This is a genomic window from Streptomyces sp. NPDC003248 (genome assembly GCF_055563235.1).
On sequence record NZ_JBVHDT010000002.1, the window covers coordinates 384,642 to 397,949 of the forward strand.

Consider the following 13,308-nt stretch of genomic DNA (forward strand, 5'->3'; position numbering starts at 1 on the left):
ACAGTCGCCGTGGCTAGCGTGCCCGCGACGACGACGGGCGGGACCGGAGAGTGCAGAACGAACGAACAGTGGCCGACGGGCTGCGCCTCGGCGTGCGCGCGCTGGTGTACGCCGTCCTCGGGGGCACCGCGCTGCTCGCCGTCGCGACCGTCGTGGCCGTGCTCGGCCCGACGCTCGCGCTCGACCTGTACACCCCGCCCGTGGCCGCCTGGTGGACGGTCTTCACGGCCATCGCCGTCCAGGGCGTGCCGTTCCTCCTCCTCGGTACGGTCGTCTCGGCGGCGATCGGCGCGTTCGTGCCGGAGCGGGTGCTGCGACGGCTGCTGCCGCGCCGGCCGGCGTTCGCCGTGCCGGTCGCCGGGGTGGCCGGGGTCGTCCTGCCGGGCTGCGAGTGTGCGTCCGTGCCGGTGGCCGGGAGCCTGATGCGGCGCGGGGTCGCCCCGGCGGCGGCCCTCGCCTTCCTGCTCTCGGCGCCCGCGATCAACCCCGTCGTGCTCGTCGCCACCTCGATCGCCTTCCCGGGGCAGCCGATGATGGTCCTGGCCCGGCTGGTCGCGTCGCTCGGCACCGCCGTGGTGATGGGCTGGCTGTGGGCGCGGTTCGGCCAGGAGAAGTGGCTGCGCCTGCCGCGCCGGCCCGCCGCGCACGCCACCGGCGCCCGCGCCTTCCTCATCGGCCTCCAGCACGACTTCCTGCACGCCGGCGGCTTCCTCGTGCTGGGCGCGGCGGCCGCGGCGACCTTCAACATCGCCGTCCCGCGCTCCGTGCTGGACCTGTTCACCGGCTCGCCGTGGCTGTCGGTGCTGCTGCTAGCGCTGCTGGCGGTGGTGCTGTGCGTGTGCAGCGAGGCCGACGCCTTCGTCGCCGCCTCGCTGAGCGCCTTCCCGGCGACCGCGCGGCTGGCGTTCATGGTGGTCGGGCCGATGGTCGACCTGAAACTGATCGCTCTCCAGGCCGGTACCTTCGGCCGCGCCTTCGCGGTGCGGTTCGCGTCCGTGACCTGGGTGGTGGCCGTGGCCGCCAGTGTGCTCGTGGGGTGGTGGCTGCTGTGATGCGGCGGTACGGACCGGCGGTGCTGCTCCTGCTGACGGGCGGGGCGGTCCTGCGCATCGCGCTCTTCAGCGAGCTGTACCTGCGCTACGTGCAGGCGGGGCTGCGGCCCTACCTGATCGTCTCCGGGGCGGCGCTCGTCCTGCTGGGACTGGTCACGGCGGTGCTCCGCGGCCGCCGCACAGCGGACGGTCACGGGGAAGACGGCGGTCACGACGAAGACGGCGGTCACGACGAGGACGGCGGACACGGGGAGGACGGCGGACACGGGGAGGACGGCGGACACGACGAGGACGGCGGACACGGGGAGGGCCACGGCCACGAGGACGACGATTGCGGCCACGGTCACGCCCATCACCCCGCCGGCCCCCGTATCGCCTGGCTCCTCACGCTCCCCGCCCTGGCCCTCCTCCTCTTCCCGCCGCCCGCCCTCGGCTCCTACAGCGCCGAGCGGGAGGCCGCGCAGCAGGCCGCGCAGGGCGTCGGGACCTTCCCCGCGCTCCCGGCCGGGGACCCGCTGGACCTCACTCTCTCCGAGTTCAGCTCCCGCGCGATCTACGACAGCGACCGCTCGCTGAAGGGCCGTACCGTCCGTCTGACCGGGTTCGTCACGCGCGGCGACGACGGCGCCTGGTACGTCACCCGCCTCGCCGTCGCCTGCTGCGCCGCCGACGCCACCACCGGCAAGGCCGAGGTCCGGGACGCGGACGCGCCGACCGTCGACACCTGGGTCACGGTCACGGGCACCTGGCATCCGAAGGGCACCCTCGGTTCGGAGAAGGCCTGGCCGCCGGTCATCGACGCGGTGTCGGTCCAGCGGATCGAGCAGCCCGCGGATCCGTACGAGGACGCGTAGGACCGCCGGTTTCCGCGGCGGGCGGGGGGTACCCGGCCGGACGACGGAGAGGGCAGTGCGGCAGGCGTACGCGGAGGTGGTCGGCGTGCGCGATCGGGACCGGGAGCGGATCACCGACGTGATCGCCCAGGAGGTACGCGACGCGGAACCCGGAGAGGTTCCCGAGCGGCTGTGCGCGGCGGCGGTGCGGCTGCTGCCGGTGAGCGGCGCGAGCGTGTCCCTGCGCGGGGACGGGATGCTCGTGCCGCTGAGCGCGAGCAGCGAGCTGGCCGCGCACCTCATGGAGGTGCAGGCCACGCTGGGGGACGGCCCCTGCCAGCGGGCCGCGGACACCGGTGCGCCCGTGTTCGCCTCCGACCTCACGGCGGGCCGGGACGCCGGCCGCTGGCCGGTGTTCGCCCAGCAGGCGGCGGCCGCCGGGGTACGGGCCGTGTACGCGTTGCCGCTCGGCGACAGCGCGGTGTGCGTGGGCACCCTCGACCTCTACCGGGAGGCCCCCGGCGAACTGGACCCCCAGGAGGTCCGTACGGCCCGCTACGTGGCCGACGTCGTCACGGTCGCGCTGATGGCGCTGCCCCGCGGGGAGGAGGCGGGCCGGCTCGGCGACGGCCTCTGGCTGAGCCCCCTGGCGACCGGCCACGACGAGGTGTACCAGGCCGTCGGCATGGTCATGGCCCAACGCGGGGTCCCCGCCGACGAGGCGCTGGACCTCCTGCGCGCCCACGCGTTCGCGGAGGGCCGCACGGTCCTCGACATGGCGCACGACGTCGTCGCCCGGTCGACCCGCTTCGACGCGGACTGACCAGGCCCGCCGGGCCCGCACACCTCAGACCTGGGCCCGGCCCTGCTGCCTGACCTCCGTAAGCCGCCGCACGCCCAGTTGCACGGCGGCCTGCGTGGCCTCGTTCGGCACGTCGTTGAGGCTGCCGTTGGTGAGGGCGAAGGTGTCCTGGCCGGCGCGGACGGCGGCGACGTCGAGGTCGAGGGAGACCGGGTCGCCGTCGGTGCTCCAGTCGGTCAGCGTCACCCGCAGGCCCTGCCGGGCGTCGCCGACCTCCGGCAGGCGCAGCTCCCTGACCGACACGTCGAGCACGGTGCCGTCCGGTGCCGTCGCCGTGAACCGCGCGCACTTCTCGGGCAGCGTCCGCAGCCAGGCCAGGACGCGGTCCGCCTCGGCCGGGCGCAGGCCGCCGAGCTGGTAGCGCAGCTGGGCCTCGCTGTCCGGGTCGTCGAGGGCGACGACGGCGCGGGCGGGGCCCCCGAGCAGCTCGTCGGTGTACAGGCCGTCGAGCAGCTTCTGGCAGTCCGCGGTCGGCGTGGTCGCCTTGAGCATGCCGTCCCGCCAGGCGGCGGTGCCGCGCGTCGGCGTCCAGGGCGCGCCGAGGTCGGTGTCGGTGATCAGCGCGGCGTGCGCCTGGTCCTCGGTGAGGACGGGGACGTTCGCGGGCGTGGAGGGCTTGCCCGACGGCTTCTCCACGGTGGGGAGCGGCTGCCGCGCGGTCGGGGGATGCTCCAGACCGAGGGTGGCGCAGGCGCTGGCGGTGAGCAGCAGCCCGGTGACGGAGAGCGCGGAGGCGAGGAGCGGACGGCGGGTCATCGGGGCGTGCCTCCTGGAGGAACGACGGTCTGCCGGGGGAAGGCCGGTCTGCCGGGGGAAAGGCGGTCTGCCGGGAGAGGGCGGTCTGTTGGACGGTCGGCGGTCGGCGGTCGGCGGCGGGCCGGGCGTGCGGGCGTGCGGCCACCCGGCCGGGCCGGCGGTCGGCGGCCCGGCGGTCAGCAGGGCTGCCTCCTCTTCACGGCACCATCAAGGAGGCGGCCCGACCACGCGGCGGAGCCGTCCGGATGACGGGAGCCGGTGCGGACGGGTGAACGCGGGCGGACGGGAGGCGTCGCCGCCGGAAGGCCGACCGGGAGCCGCGAGAATCCCCCGCCGCCGGCCGACCGGAAACCGAGCGGGCCCCTGCCCGACCCCGTGCCGCCGCCCGCCCGAAAACCCGTCGCCCCCTCCCCGCCCCCCTTGCTACGTTCCCCCCATGAAGCGCGCCCTTCCGTCCGCCACCGCCACGACGACGCCGGAGAGTGTCCCGGCGCGCTGACCACTGGATGTCCGAAGCCCCGGGGCGAGTGCCCCGGGGCTTCGTCGTGGGTGCTCGTCCCTCCTGGTCTCCAAGGAGGAGCAGCCATGCACGACCACCGCCGACTCGGCCGTGAGCTCGACCTGTTCGACACCGATCCCCTCATGGGCGCGGGCCTGCCGTACTGGCTGCCCGACGGCGCGGTCGTCCGCCACACCCTGGAGGAGTACGTCCGGGAGCTGGAGCGGGCGGCCGGCTACCGGCACGTGTACTCGCCGGTCCTCGGCAAGCGCGACCTCTACGAGATCTCGGGCCACTGGGACCACTACCGCGACGACATGTTCCCGCCCATGGAGCTGGGCTCCGAGCAGGTCGTGCTGCGGCCCGGCCTCTGCCCCCACCACGCCCTGATCTACCGCTCCCGCGCCCGCAGCCACCGGGACCTCCCGCTCCGGATCGCCGAGCTGGGCGGGATGTACCGCGCGGAACCGTCCGGCGTCCTCGGCGGGCTGACCCGCGTGCGGGCCATCACCCTCAACGACGCGCACGTCTTCTGCACCCCGGAGCAGGCGGTGGAGGAGGCCCGCGCGGCGCTCGCCCTGATCGCCCGCGCCTACGCCGACCTCGGCATCCGCGCCTCCCGGCACCGTCTCTCCCTGTCCGGCGGGGGCGGCAAGTACGTGGCCGACCCGCAGCTGTGGCGCCGGGCGACCGCGCTGCTGAGGGAGGTGCTGGACGCCTCGGGCCTGGAGTACGAGGCGACCGAGGGGGAGGCCGCCTTCTACGGCCCCAAGATCGACGTGCAGATCACCGATCCGGCGGGCCGCGAGGCCACCCTGTCCACCGTCCAGATCGACTTCCACCAGCCCGAGCGCTTCGGCCTGCACTACATCGGCGCCGACGGCGCGAAACACCGGCCGGTCATGGTCCACCGGAGCGTGATCGGCAGCGTGGAGCGGGCCGTGGCCCATCTCGTCGAGGCGCACGGCGGCGCGTTCCCGGCGTGGCTGGCGCCCGTGCAGCTGGCCGTGCTGCCGGTGGCGCGGGCCCAGGAGGAGCGGGCGCACGAGGTGGTGCGGGAAGCGGTGGCGCGCGGGCTGCGGGCGGAGGTCCACGGCCCCCGCGAGGGCACCCTCGCCGCCCGGATCCGGGCGGCGCGCCGGGTGCCGTACCAGGCGGTGCTCGGCGAGCGGGAGGCCGACGGCGGGCTGGTCGCCGTACGGCTGCGGGATGGGCGCCGGCCGGGGGCACTGTCGGTGGACGAGGTGCTGCGCCGGATCACCGGCCGGGTCGCGGCGCGCGGGCCGGAACTGTGGGCGGCTGCGTAAGGTCACTTACGTAATGCCGGACGCCGGACGCCGAGCTCGACCCCGAGCCCGACCCCCGAGTCCGACCCCGAGCCCGATACCGATCCCGATGTGGGAGGAGCACCGCCGTGACCCGTCACCACCCCGTCCCGGTGATCATCGACTGCGACACGGGCGTCGACGACGCCCTGGCCCTGCTGTTCGCCGTACGGCACCCCGGTCTGGACGTGCGGGCGGTGACCTGCGTCGCCGGGAACACCGACGTGGACGGGGTGGTCCGCAACACGCTGACCGTGCTGGAGCAGGCGGGCGCGGGTGACATCCCGGTCGCCCGGGGCGCCGAGCGTCCGCTGATCGAGCCGGTCCGCACCGCCCGGCACGTGCACGGGCGGGACGGGATGGGCGACCTCGGGCTGCCCGCGCCGACCCGGGTCCCGGTCGACGTGGACGCGGTGACGCTGCTGCGCCGCGAGATCCTCGCCTCGCCGCGTCCTGTCACGCTGATCCCCACCGCGCCGCTCACCAACATCGCCCTGCTGCTGCGTACGCACCCGGAGGTGGTGCGCAACATCGAGCGGATCGTGTTCATTGGCGGCGCGGTGGAGACCGGGAACGCCACGCCGGTCGCGGAGTTCAACGTGTGGCACGATCCGGAGGCCGCGGCGATCCTGCTCACCGCCGACGTGCCGATCACCATGTACGGCCTGGACGTGTTCCGGCAGGTCCTGGTCCCGGCGGCGGACGTCCAGCGGCTGCGCGCGAGCGCGGAGCCCCGGCTGCGGCTGGCGGGGGAGCTCCTCGCCCACCGCGACCCGGCGACGTCCGGCGATCCCACGCCCACGGGCGGTCTGGGGGACGCGGGCGCGGTCTGCGCGGTCGCCGACCCGGCGGGCCTGACCACCGAGCCGCTGCCGGTCGAGGTGTCGCTGGCGCCCGGCCCGGCCCGCGGCCAGACGGTCGTCGACCGCCGCCCGCGGCCGGGCGAGGCCGAGATCCACGGGGGCGCCCGTGAACGGAGGCTGGTGGACGTGGCGTTGGGGGTGGACGTGGAGCGGTACGTGAGCCTGTGGCTGACGACGGTGGAGAAGCCGTAGGCCCACCGCCTCCCGGAGGCGCCCCCGCACCCCACAGCCGGCGCCCGCCCGTCCCACCCAGGGGCGCGGGGAACTGCGCGAGCACCCCACCACGACCCGCACCCGACGACGGACCCCCGCGCCCCCGCGCGCCCCACGCCCCACGCCCCCCGCGCAGGGGGTGCGCACGGCAGCGCCGGGAGGGCGCGCGCGGCGGCGCGGACGTTGTCCTTCCCGGCGAAGTGGACAGGCTTCTGTGCGTGACCGACTACGACACAGCTCCCGTGGCCGATCCCATGGCCGACCTGTCCTCCCGAGACCCCGACTGGTGGCGCCAGGCCGTCGTCTACCAGGTGTACCCGCGCAGCTTCGCCGACGCCGACGGCGACGGGCTCGGGGACATCAGGGGCGTCACCGAACGCTTAGCGCACCTGGGGGCGCTGGGCGTCGACGCGCTCTGGCTGAGCCCCTTCTACCCTTCCGAACTGGCCGACGGCGGCTACGACGTCATCGACTACCGGGACGTCGACCCGCGCCTGGGCACGCTCGACGACTTCGACGCGCTGGTCGCCGAGGCGCACCGGCTCGGTCTGAAGGTGATCGTCGACGTCGTCCCCAACCACACCTCCCACCGGCACGTCTGGTTCCAGGAGGCGCTGGCCGCCGGCCCCGGATCGCCCGCCCGCGCCCGCTACGTCTTCCGCGACGGGCGGGGCGAGCACGGTGAACTCCCGCCCACCGACTGGCAGTCCGTCTTCGGCGGCAGCGCCTGGCAGCGCGTGCCCGACGGCCAGTGGTACCTGCACCTCTTCGCGCGCGAGCAGCCCGACCTCGACTGGAGTCACGAGGAGGTCCGCGAGGACTTCCGCACCACCCTGCGCTTCTGGTCCGACCGGGGCGTCGACGGCTTCCGCGTCGACGTGGCCCACGCCCTCGTCAAGGACCTGCGCGAGCCGCTGCGCGACCTGGGGGCGCCCGCGCTGAGCGCGGAGGACGCGCTGGAGGGGATGGAACCGGGCACCCACCCCTTCTACGACCGCGACGAGGTCCACGACGTCTACCGGGACTGGCGGCGCGTCCTGGACGCCTACTCACCGCCCCGCACGGCGGTCGCCGAGGCCTGGGTCCCGGGCGCCCGCCGCGCCCTGTACGCCCGCCCCGACGAACTGAACCAGGCCTTCAACTTCGAGTACCTGCAAGCGTCGTGGGACGCGGCGGCGGTCCGCGAGGTCATCACGTCCTCCCTCGCCACCGCCCGCGCCGTGGGCGCCTCCGCGACCTGGGTGCTCTCCAACCACGACGTCGTCCGGCACGCCTCCCGCCTGGCGCTCCCGCCGGGCACGGACACGAACGCCTGGCTGCTGTCCGCCGGCCACGCCCCGCCCGTCGACGAGGAGGCCGGCCTGCGCCGCGCCCGCGCGGCCACCCTGCTGATGCTGGCGCTGCCGGGATCGTCGTACCTCTACCAGGGTGAGGAACTGGGGCTGCCGGAGGTCGCCGGCCTGCCCGTGGAGGTCCTCCAGGATCCCCTGTGGGAGCAGTCGGGCCGGGTCCGCAAGGGCCGTGACGGCTGCCGGGTGCCGCTGCCGTGGACGACGTCCGGTCCGTCGTACGGCTTCGGCGCGGGCGGGGCGTGGCTGCCGCAGCCGTCGTCGTTCGCGCGGTACGCCGTCGCGGCGCAGGACGGCGCGGAGGGCTCCACCCTGGAGTTCTACCGCACGGCCCTGCGACTGCGCCGCAAGCTGCTGGACGGCGAGGAACTCGTCTGGGCGGACGGCACCCCGCCCGGTGTGCTCGCCTTCACCCGCTCCGACGGCTGGCGGTGCGTCGCCAACCTGTCGGACGCGCCGGTGCCGCTGCCGCCCGGGGAGGTGCTGCTGAGCAGCGGGCCCCTGGACGGCGACGGGCGGCTCGGACCGGACACGACGGTCTGGTTGGCGTAACAACGGTCTGGCTGGCGTAGCGGGAGAGGGGCCTACCCGGCCGTCGGCGTCGGCGTCGGCGCCGGGGTGGCCCCGCCCACCACGGCCGCGGCGTCGATGTCCACCGGGGTCGACGTGGCGGTCGGCGGCGGCGTGAGGACGACGGTCGGCTGGCCGGCGGCCGGGGGCGGCGGGGTGAGGTCCGACGCGGGCAGCTTCGGCGGGCTGGTCTGCTGGAACAGCGACTGGTCGAAGTCGACCAGGCCGGTCTTCTCCATCACCGTGATGTGGTCGAGGACGGTGTCGTTGGCCTGGTCGGCCAGCGCCCGCACCAGCGAGTTCTTGGTGGTGGAGCGGATCTTCGCGACGGTGTTGAAGATGGAGCCGTGCGTCTGGCGCAGGATGTTGGCGAACTCGACGTCGAAGTCCTTGCCGGTCTTCGCGTTGATCTGGTTGACGAAGCCGACCTGCTGCGGGCTGGCCACGTTGGGCAGGGTGATGTTCAGCATCGGCGCGATCTTGCGGCAGGTCGTGTCGAGCGCCGCGTGCCCGTCGACCAGGTGCTCGCTGGCGGTCTTGACCGCCGCGCTCTGCCCCTTCTGCAACCCGATCACTCCGAGCGGGTACTCCCACAGCCCGGCCGCCCGCACCTTGACCACGAAGTCCCGGTCGCCCTCCGTCAGCGGCCCCCACTGGGTGTTGGCGATGATCCGGTCGTTCGAGGTGGACACCGTCTCCAGCCCCAGCATCGACGGATAGGCGAGGGCCACGAGGGTCAGGCTCAGAGCGCCGCCCACGAAGGCGGTTCCCACCGTGTTCCGCGAAAAGCGCACCGTTCCTCCTGCCCGGTCGGGGATGCCCGCCACGCGAACACCGTGCTCGGCGGGGCCGTACACACAGGAGTACGGACGCGGAGCCGCGGGAATTCACCGGTCCGCGCGGGAATTTCGGCCGACGGAACCGAGGGGGCGTCGCCCATGACGACGGCGAGGGTCACGGAACTCACCTACTACCCGGTGAAGGGCTGCGCCGGCATACCGGTCCCCCGGGCCCGGCTCACCTCCGCCGGCCTCGCCCACGACCGCGCGTACGTGATCGTCGACGAGGCCGGGGAGCCGCGCTGGCAGTGGGGCGACCCGGCGCTGGCCCTGATCACCCCCGAGCACGACCCGGCGACCGGCATCCTGACCCTCCGGGCCCCCGGCCACGAACCACTGCGCGTGCACGACGCGGAGAAGGACGGGCAGGAGGAGGAGGCGGCGGCACGCTGGCTGACCCGGCTCCTGGGCCGCCCCACCCGGCTCCGCCGCGACCGCCCGGACGCCGACGGCGGAACCGGCGCCATGAACCGCCTGCACGTCGTCTCCCGCGCCAGCCTCAACCACCTGAACCGGAAACTCCACGAGCGCGGCGCCCCACCCCTCCCCATGAACCGCTTCCGCCCCAACCTCGTCATCGACGGCTGGACCGCCCCCCACACCGAGGACACCACCGCCCACCTGTCCATCGCCGGCACGGAACTGACCTTCACCGAACGCACGATCCGCTGCGCCGTCACCATGGTCGACCAGGAGACGGGCCGCCGGGCCGGCCCGGAACCCCTCCGCACCCTGTCCACCTATCGGCGCGAGCTGGAGGGCGTGGCGTTCGGGGCGTACTTCACGGTGGTGCGGGAGGGGGAGGTGGCGGTGGGGGACGTGGTGACGGAGCGGGGTTGACGGCGATGTGTTGACGGCCACCTCGTCGGCGTCACCCGATCGGTGGCCATGCAGAAGGCTCAGTATTCGGTGAGATCCACGACCACGTCACAGTGCGGATCGTCGGAAGGCCGGTGCAGATGCTTGTTCGCCAGGAAGGCCGGGGACACCAGAGCGCCGAGCAGGCCGGGTCCGGCATTGCTGATTTTCACGTCCACACCGTACGTACGGTCCCGCTCGGGCGAACGGAAATAGAGGCGAATACGTTCGCCGTCCGTGATGACCGCACCGATGAACAGCGGTTTCCACGACACGTGCGTGGTGACGAGTGAACGGACGAGACCGAGCAGACAGGCCGTGCCCGCCTCCTCGGCCTCAGCGTCAGGAGAGTTCACAGCCTGTCTCAGTTCAGGAGGAGGACGACCTCGTCGATCTCGCCGCCGCGAGCCTGGGCGAAGCCCCTGCCCCGCCCGGTGACGACGAAGCCGCACTTCTCCAGCACCCGGATCGAACCGGCGTTGTCGGCCGCCGCGCGGGCGTGCAGCGGCCGGGTGCCGACCAGGCCGACCAGTGCCGTGAGCGCCGCCGTGGCGATGCCGCGTCCCCAGTGGGACCGGTCGATCCAGTACGTGACCGAGCGCTCGTCCGGCGGCCCGTACACCGAGGCGTGGCCGACCACCTCCCCGTCGGCGAGCACCGTGCGGATCACGATGTCCGGGTTGGCGCGGATCCTCGCCCAGTAGCCGTCGAACTGCTCCCGGTCGTAGTGGTACCTCCTGGTCACGGCGGCCACGTGCTGTGCGGCGGGGTCGGACAGGTGCTCCCAGAAGACGGGCAGGTCACTGTCGCGCACTTCGCGCAGGGAGATCATGTCGGCGGTCGCTCCTGGCGGGCTGGTCCTCAAATGGCCCTGGAGCGTACCGCGTTGAGCAGGTGGTCGAGCGGGGTGCGGGTGGTGGTGAGGACGGTGGCGGGGTCGTCGGACTCGCGGAGGTGGAGGGTGGTGGGGGTGGAGGCGAGTTCGAGGCAGTTGTTGCCGTCCCCTTCGCCGGAGTATGACGACTTCTGCCAGTTACGAGGGCTGGTCATGCAGATCCTCACAGCTCCTTCGCGAGTGCGTGGATGACGTCGCGGGACCGTTGGGTATCGAGTGATACAGCATGCACCTTACGGAAGCGTGTTCGATAGGTGCTGAGCTGGGCTTCCGAGTCGATGAAGACCGAGCCGTGGGGCGTGTCACGCACCACCGTGTCCAGTTTCGGCAGCGGGCCACCCACGTACATCATGGTGCTCGAAGCTCTGGAGAAGCCGTCCAGGTCGAAAGGAACGACGCGCAGAGTGATGTGGTCCGCTTCGGACAACGCGGCAAGCCGGGCGAGCTGAGCCCGTGAGGTAGCGCGGTCACTGACCCTGATACGCAGGGCCGCCTCGTGGATCACCACCTCGTACGGGATGGTGAACTGCTGGCGGGCCATTCGGTGCCGTACGCGCAACTCCATCTCCTCAGAAGTCAGTTCTGGCACCCTGGACGAGAAGATGGCGCGGGCGTACTCCTCCGTCTGCAAGCGGCCCGGCACGTGCAGGATGGCCACCTCCTCGTGGAAGGTGGCGTGGTGATCCAGCTCCGACATGTCCAGAAAGGGTGTCGGCAGCAAGCCGCGGTACTCCTCCCACCAGCCCCGCGTCCGGTCGGTGGCCATCGCGACCAGGGCATCGACGAACTCGGCGTCCGTGCAGGCGTAGTGGGACGCACAACGACCCGAGAGCCGTCCCCGTTTCGCGCCGCACCCTGCGCTTGATCCTCACCCTGCACGGCCTCGCCCACCTCACCGACACCGCCGAGCTGATCGCGAGCGAGTTGCTCGCCAACGCCGTGCGGCACACCAGTGGCCCCGCCGCCCTCCGCATCCGCTACGCCGACGGTGTCCTGCGCGTCGGGGCCTGGGACGCCGACCCCGAACCCCCGGATCCGCCCGCGAAGCTCGACGACCTCGCCGACGATGCCGAGGACGGCCGGGGCCTGGCCCTGGTCCGGGCCTGCGCGGACGTGTGGGGCTGGCAGCCGCTGTCCCGCCTAGGGCGGCGCGGCAAGTACGTGTGGTGTGACCTCGTCACCGCGTAGCTCGTTGATCACGTCGGACAGAAAGGAGAGCCGATGGTCGGCTCGTCGCACGAGGCCATGCACCGCATCTTCCAGAAGGACCCGGCACTGCTGACCCGTGCCCTCCAGAAGGTGTTGCAGGTCCCGTTCCCCGACCCGTACGACTTCGCGGCGATGAACGTGGACCTCACCGAGATCGAGCCGGTCGAACGCCGCGTGGACACGCTGCTGCGGGCGGAGACCGGTGAGGGCACGTACCTGCTGGTCGTGGAGTCGCAGGGGAAGCCGGACGAGAGGAAGCGCGGCAGCTGGCCGTACTACCTCAGCTACCTGTACGAGAAGTACCGCTGTGAGCCGGTGCTCATCGTCGTCACGCAGAACAGCGCGACGGCCCGCTGGGCGGCGGAGCCCATTCACCTCGGGGTGACCGGGTGTCCGTCGCTGACGGTGCGCCCGTTCGTCCTCGGTCCGGACAACGTGCCGGTGATCAAGGACGAGCGGGAGGCCGGACAGGACGTCCCCCTCGCGGTGCTCTCGGCCATGACACACGGCCGGGGACGGCAGGCCCCCGCCATACTGGACTCCTTGGCGGCAGCCCTGCGGACCATCGACCGCGACACCGCCGCGGTCTTCGTGCAGTTCGTCGACTCGTGCCTGGCGGACGACCAGGCCCGGCAGATGTGGAGGGACCTGATGACGGCGATCCAGTACTTCTGGCGGCACCCGCTCGCCGAGCAGGTGCGCGAGGAGGGGCGAGTGGAGGGGCGCGAGGAAGTCCGTGTTCAGGAGAGGGCGGATACGGTCGTGCGGATTCTCGGTTTCCGTGGCGTCCCCGTCTCCGACGCCGTCCGCGCGCGAGTGGAGTCCTGCTCCGACCTCGACCGACTCGCCCTGTGGCAGAAGCGGGCCTTGCACGTGGAGAAGGCTGAGGACATCTTCGTCGAGGACCCCAGCTGATGCCGATGCAGAACGACTGGCGGCACCCGCTGGCCGAGAAGATCCGCGAGCAAGCCTTCAGGCAAGCGTATGAGGAAGGCTTCAAGGAAGGCCTTATCGAGGTGCGGGCGGAGGGGGTCGTCTGGATTCTCGGCTTCCGTGGCATTCCGGTCTCCGACGCGGTGCGCGAGAGGGTGGAGTCCTGCTACGACCCCGACCGACTCGCCCTGTGGCAGGACCGGGCCATGCGTGCGGAGAAGGCGGAGGACATCTTCGACGACCGCGGCTGAC

Annotated in this window: 15 protein-coding genes and 1 pseudogene; 10 read left to right on the plus strand and 6 right to left on the minus strand. The window is 73.1% G+C overall.

Annotated features, from left to right (window positions below; all coding sequences use genetic code 11):
• Positions 1 to 50 precede the first annotated feature (50 nt).
• The 3 genes from ACZ3KJ_RS07055 to ACZ3KJ_RS07065 all read left to right on the plus strand — a co-directional run bounded on the left by ACZ3KJ_RS07055 (position 51) and on the right by ACZ3KJ_RS07065 (position 2,708).
• The gene (locus ACZ3KJ_RS07055; RefSeq protein ID WP_467525232.1) at positions 51 to 1,052 is read left to right on the plus strand and encodes a permease; all 1,002 of its coding nucleotides are present in this window, start codon (positions 51 to 53) and stop codon (positions 1,050 to 1,052) included.
• Complete coding sequence (locus ACZ3KJ_RS07060; RefSeq protein ID WP_467525763.1) at positions 1,052 to 1,906, plus strand: TIGR03943 family putative permease subunit; 855 nt, start codon at positions 1,052 to 1,054, stop codon at positions 1,904 to 1,906. The genes ACZ3KJ_RS07055 and ACZ3KJ_RS07060 overlap by 1 nt, the downstream gene beginning before the upstream one ends.
• An 85-nt stretch (positions 1,907 to 1,991) precedes the next feature.
• Positions 1,992 to 2,708 carry a GAF and ANTAR domain-containing protein gene (locus ACZ3KJ_RS07065; protein ID WP_389519110.1) on the plus strand — a complete coding sequence of 239 codons (717 nt, stop codon included), beginning with the start codon at positions 1,992 to 1,994 and terminating at the stop codon, positions 2,706 to 2,708.
• 24 nt (positions 2,709 to 2,732) lie between these two features.
• Here the strand turns inward: ACZ3KJ_RS07065 and ACZ3KJ_RS07070 are convergent, their stop codons facing one another.
• Positions 2,733 to 3,503 carry a hypothetical protein gene (locus ACZ3KJ_RS07070; protein ID WP_467525234.1) on the minus strand — a complete coding sequence of 257 codons (771 nt, stop codon included), beginning with the start codon at positions 3,501 to 3,503 and terminating at the stop codon, positions 2,733 to 2,735.
• Positions 3,504 to 4,088: 585 nt separating this feature from the next.
• Between ACZ3KJ_RS07070 and thrS the strand changes: the two genes are divergently transcribed.
• From thrS to ACZ3KJ_RS07085, 3 genes are all read left to right on the plus strand, one after another.
• On the plus strand, positions 4,089 to 5,309 hold the full coding sequence (gene thrS, locus ACZ3KJ_RS07075) for a threonine--tRNA ligase (RefSeq protein ID WP_467525236.1): 1,221 nt from the start codon (positions 4,089 to 4,091) through the stop codon (positions 5,307 to 5,309).
• Positions 5,310 to 5,416: 107 nt separating this feature from the next.
• Positions 5,417 to 6,382, plus strand: a complete 966-nt coding sequence (locus tag ACZ3KJ_RS07080) for a nucleoside hydrolase (protein ID WP_467525238.1) — start codon at positions 5,417 to 5,419, stop codon at positions 6,380 to 6,382.
• Between the two features lie 275 nt (positions 6,383 to 6,657).
• Positions 6,658 to 8,304, plus strand: a complete 1,647-nt coding sequence (locus tag ACZ3KJ_RS07085) for a glycoside hydrolase family 13 protein (RefSeq protein ID WP_467525765.1) — start codon at positions 6,658 to 6,660, stop codon at positions 8,302 to 8,304.
• 32 nt (positions 8,305 to 8,336) lie between these two features.
• Here ACZ3KJ_RS07085 and ACZ3KJ_RS07090 read toward each other — a convergent pair whose 3' ends face one another.
• Positions 8,337 to 9,116, minus strand: a complete 780-nt coding sequence (locus tag ACZ3KJ_RS07090; protein ID WP_467525239.1) for a DUF4142 domain-containing protein — start codon at positions 9,114 to 9,116, stop codon at positions 8,337 to 8,339.
• A gap of 144 nt (positions 9,117 to 9,260) precedes the next feature.
• Here ACZ3KJ_RS07090 and ACZ3KJ_RS07095 point away from each other — a divergent pair, with 144 nt between their 5' ends.
• Positions 9,261 to 10,001 carry an MOSC domain-containing protein gene (locus ACZ3KJ_RS07095; RefSeq protein ID WP_467525241.1) on the plus strand — a complete coding sequence of 247 codons (741 nt, stop codon included), beginning with the start codon at positions 9,261 to 9,263 and terminating at the stop codon, positions 9,999 to 10,001.
• 59 nt (positions 10,002 to 10,060) lie between these two features.
• Here the strand turns inward: ACZ3KJ_RS07095 and ACZ3KJ_RS07100 are convergent, their stop codons facing one another.
• The 4 genes and pseudogenes from ACZ3KJ_RS07100 to ACZ3KJ_RS07115 all read right to left on the minus strand — a co-directional run.
• On the minus strand, positions 10,061 to 10,375 hold the full coding sequence (locus ACZ3KJ_RS07100) for a hypothetical protein (protein WP_467525243.1): 315 nt from the start codon (positions 10,373 to 10,375) through the stop codon (positions 10,061 to 10,063).
• A gap of 8 nt (positions 10,376 to 10,383) precedes the next feature.
• Positions 10,384 to 10,851 carry a GNAT family N-acetyltransferase gene (locus ACZ3KJ_RS07105; RefSeq protein ID WP_467525245.1) on the minus strand — a complete coding sequence of 156 codons (468 nt, stop codon included), beginning with the start codon at positions 10,849 to 10,851 and terminating at the stop codon, positions 10,384 to 10,386.
• A 29-nt stretch (positions 10,852 to 10,880) separates the two neighbouring features.
• Positions 10,881 to 11,069 carry a DUF397 domain-containing protein gene (locus ACZ3KJ_RS07110; RefSeq protein ID WP_467525247.1) on the minus strand — a complete coding sequence of 63 codons (189 nt, stop codon included), beginning with the start codon at positions 11,067 to 11,069 and terminating at the stop codon, positions 10,881 to 10,883.
• An 8-nt stretch (positions 11,070 to 11,077) separates the two neighbouring features.
• A pseudogene (locus tag ACZ3KJ_RS07115) lies at positions 11,078 to 11,737 on the minus strand (DUF5753 domain-containing protein); the annotation flags it as partial.
• A 38-nt stretch (positions 11,738 to 11,775) separates the two neighbouring features.
• Here ACZ3KJ_RS07115 and ACZ3KJ_RS07120 point away from each other — a divergent pair.
• The 3 genes from ACZ3KJ_RS07120 to ACZ3KJ_RS07130 are packed head-to-tail and all read left to right on the plus strand — an operon-like array spanning position 11,776 to position 13,307.
• The gene (locus ACZ3KJ_RS07120) at positions 11,776 to 12,102 is read left to right on the plus strand and encodes an ATP-binding protein (RefSeq protein WP_467525248.1); all 327 of its coding nucleotides are present in this window, start codon (positions 11,776 to 11,778) and stop codon (positions 12,100 to 12,102) included.
• A gap of 33 nt (positions 12,103 to 12,135) precedes the next feature.
• Positions 12,136 to 13,038 carry a hypothetical protein gene (locus ACZ3KJ_RS07125; RefSeq protein WP_467525250.1) on the plus strand — a complete coding sequence of 301 codons (903 nt, stop codon included), beginning with the start codon at positions 12,136 to 12,138 and terminating at the stop codon, positions 13,036 to 13,038.
• Positions 13,038 to 13,307 (plus strand): hypothetical protein, encoded by a 270-nt coding sequence (locus ACZ3KJ_RS07130; protein ID WP_467525252.1) that lies wholly within the window; start codon positions 13,038 to 13,040, stop codon positions 13,305 to 13,307. The genes ACZ3KJ_RS07125 and ACZ3KJ_RS07130 overlap by 1 nt, the downstream gene beginning before the upstream one ends.
• The last annotated feature ends 1 nt before the right edge of the window (position 13,308 follow it).

Coding starts and splice junctions, on each gene's coding strand:
- ACZ3KJ_RS07095 (WP_467525241.1), top strand. CDS start 9,261: ATGACGACGGCGAGGGTCACGGAACTCACCTACTACCCGGTGAAGGGC.
- ACZ3KJ_RS07085 (WP_467525765.1), top strand. CDS start 6,658: ATGGCCGACCTGTCCTCCCGAGACCCCGACTGGTGGCGCCAGGCCGTC.
- ACZ3KJ_RS07125 (WP_467525250.1), top strand. CDS start 12,136: ATGGTCGGCTCGTCGCACGAGGCCATGCACCGCATCTTCCAGAAGGAC.
- ACZ3KJ_RS07130 (WP_467525252.1), top strand. CDS start 13,038: ATGCCGATGCAGAACGACTGGCGGCACCCGCTGGCCGAGAAGATCCGC.
- ACZ3KJ_RS07110 (WP_467525247.1), bottom strand. CDS start 11,069: ATGACCAGCCCTCGTAACTGGCAGAAGTCGTCATACTCCGGCGAAGGG.
- ACZ3KJ_RS07070 (WP_467525234.1), bottom strand. CDS start 3,503: ATGACCCGCCGTCCGCTCCTCGCCTCCGCGCTCTCCGTCACCGGGCTG.
- ACZ3KJ_RS07060 (WP_467525763.1), top strand. CDS start 1,052: ATGCGGCGGTACGGACCGGCGGTGCTGCTCCTGCTGACGGGCGGGGCG.
- thrS (WP_467525236.1), top strand. CDS start 4,089: ATGCACGACCACCGCCGACTCGGCCGTGAGCTCGACCTGTTCGACACC.
- ACZ3KJ_RS07105 (WP_467525245.1), bottom strand. CDS start 10,851: ATGATCTCCCTGCGCGAAGTGCGCGACAGTGACCTGCCCGTCTTCTGG.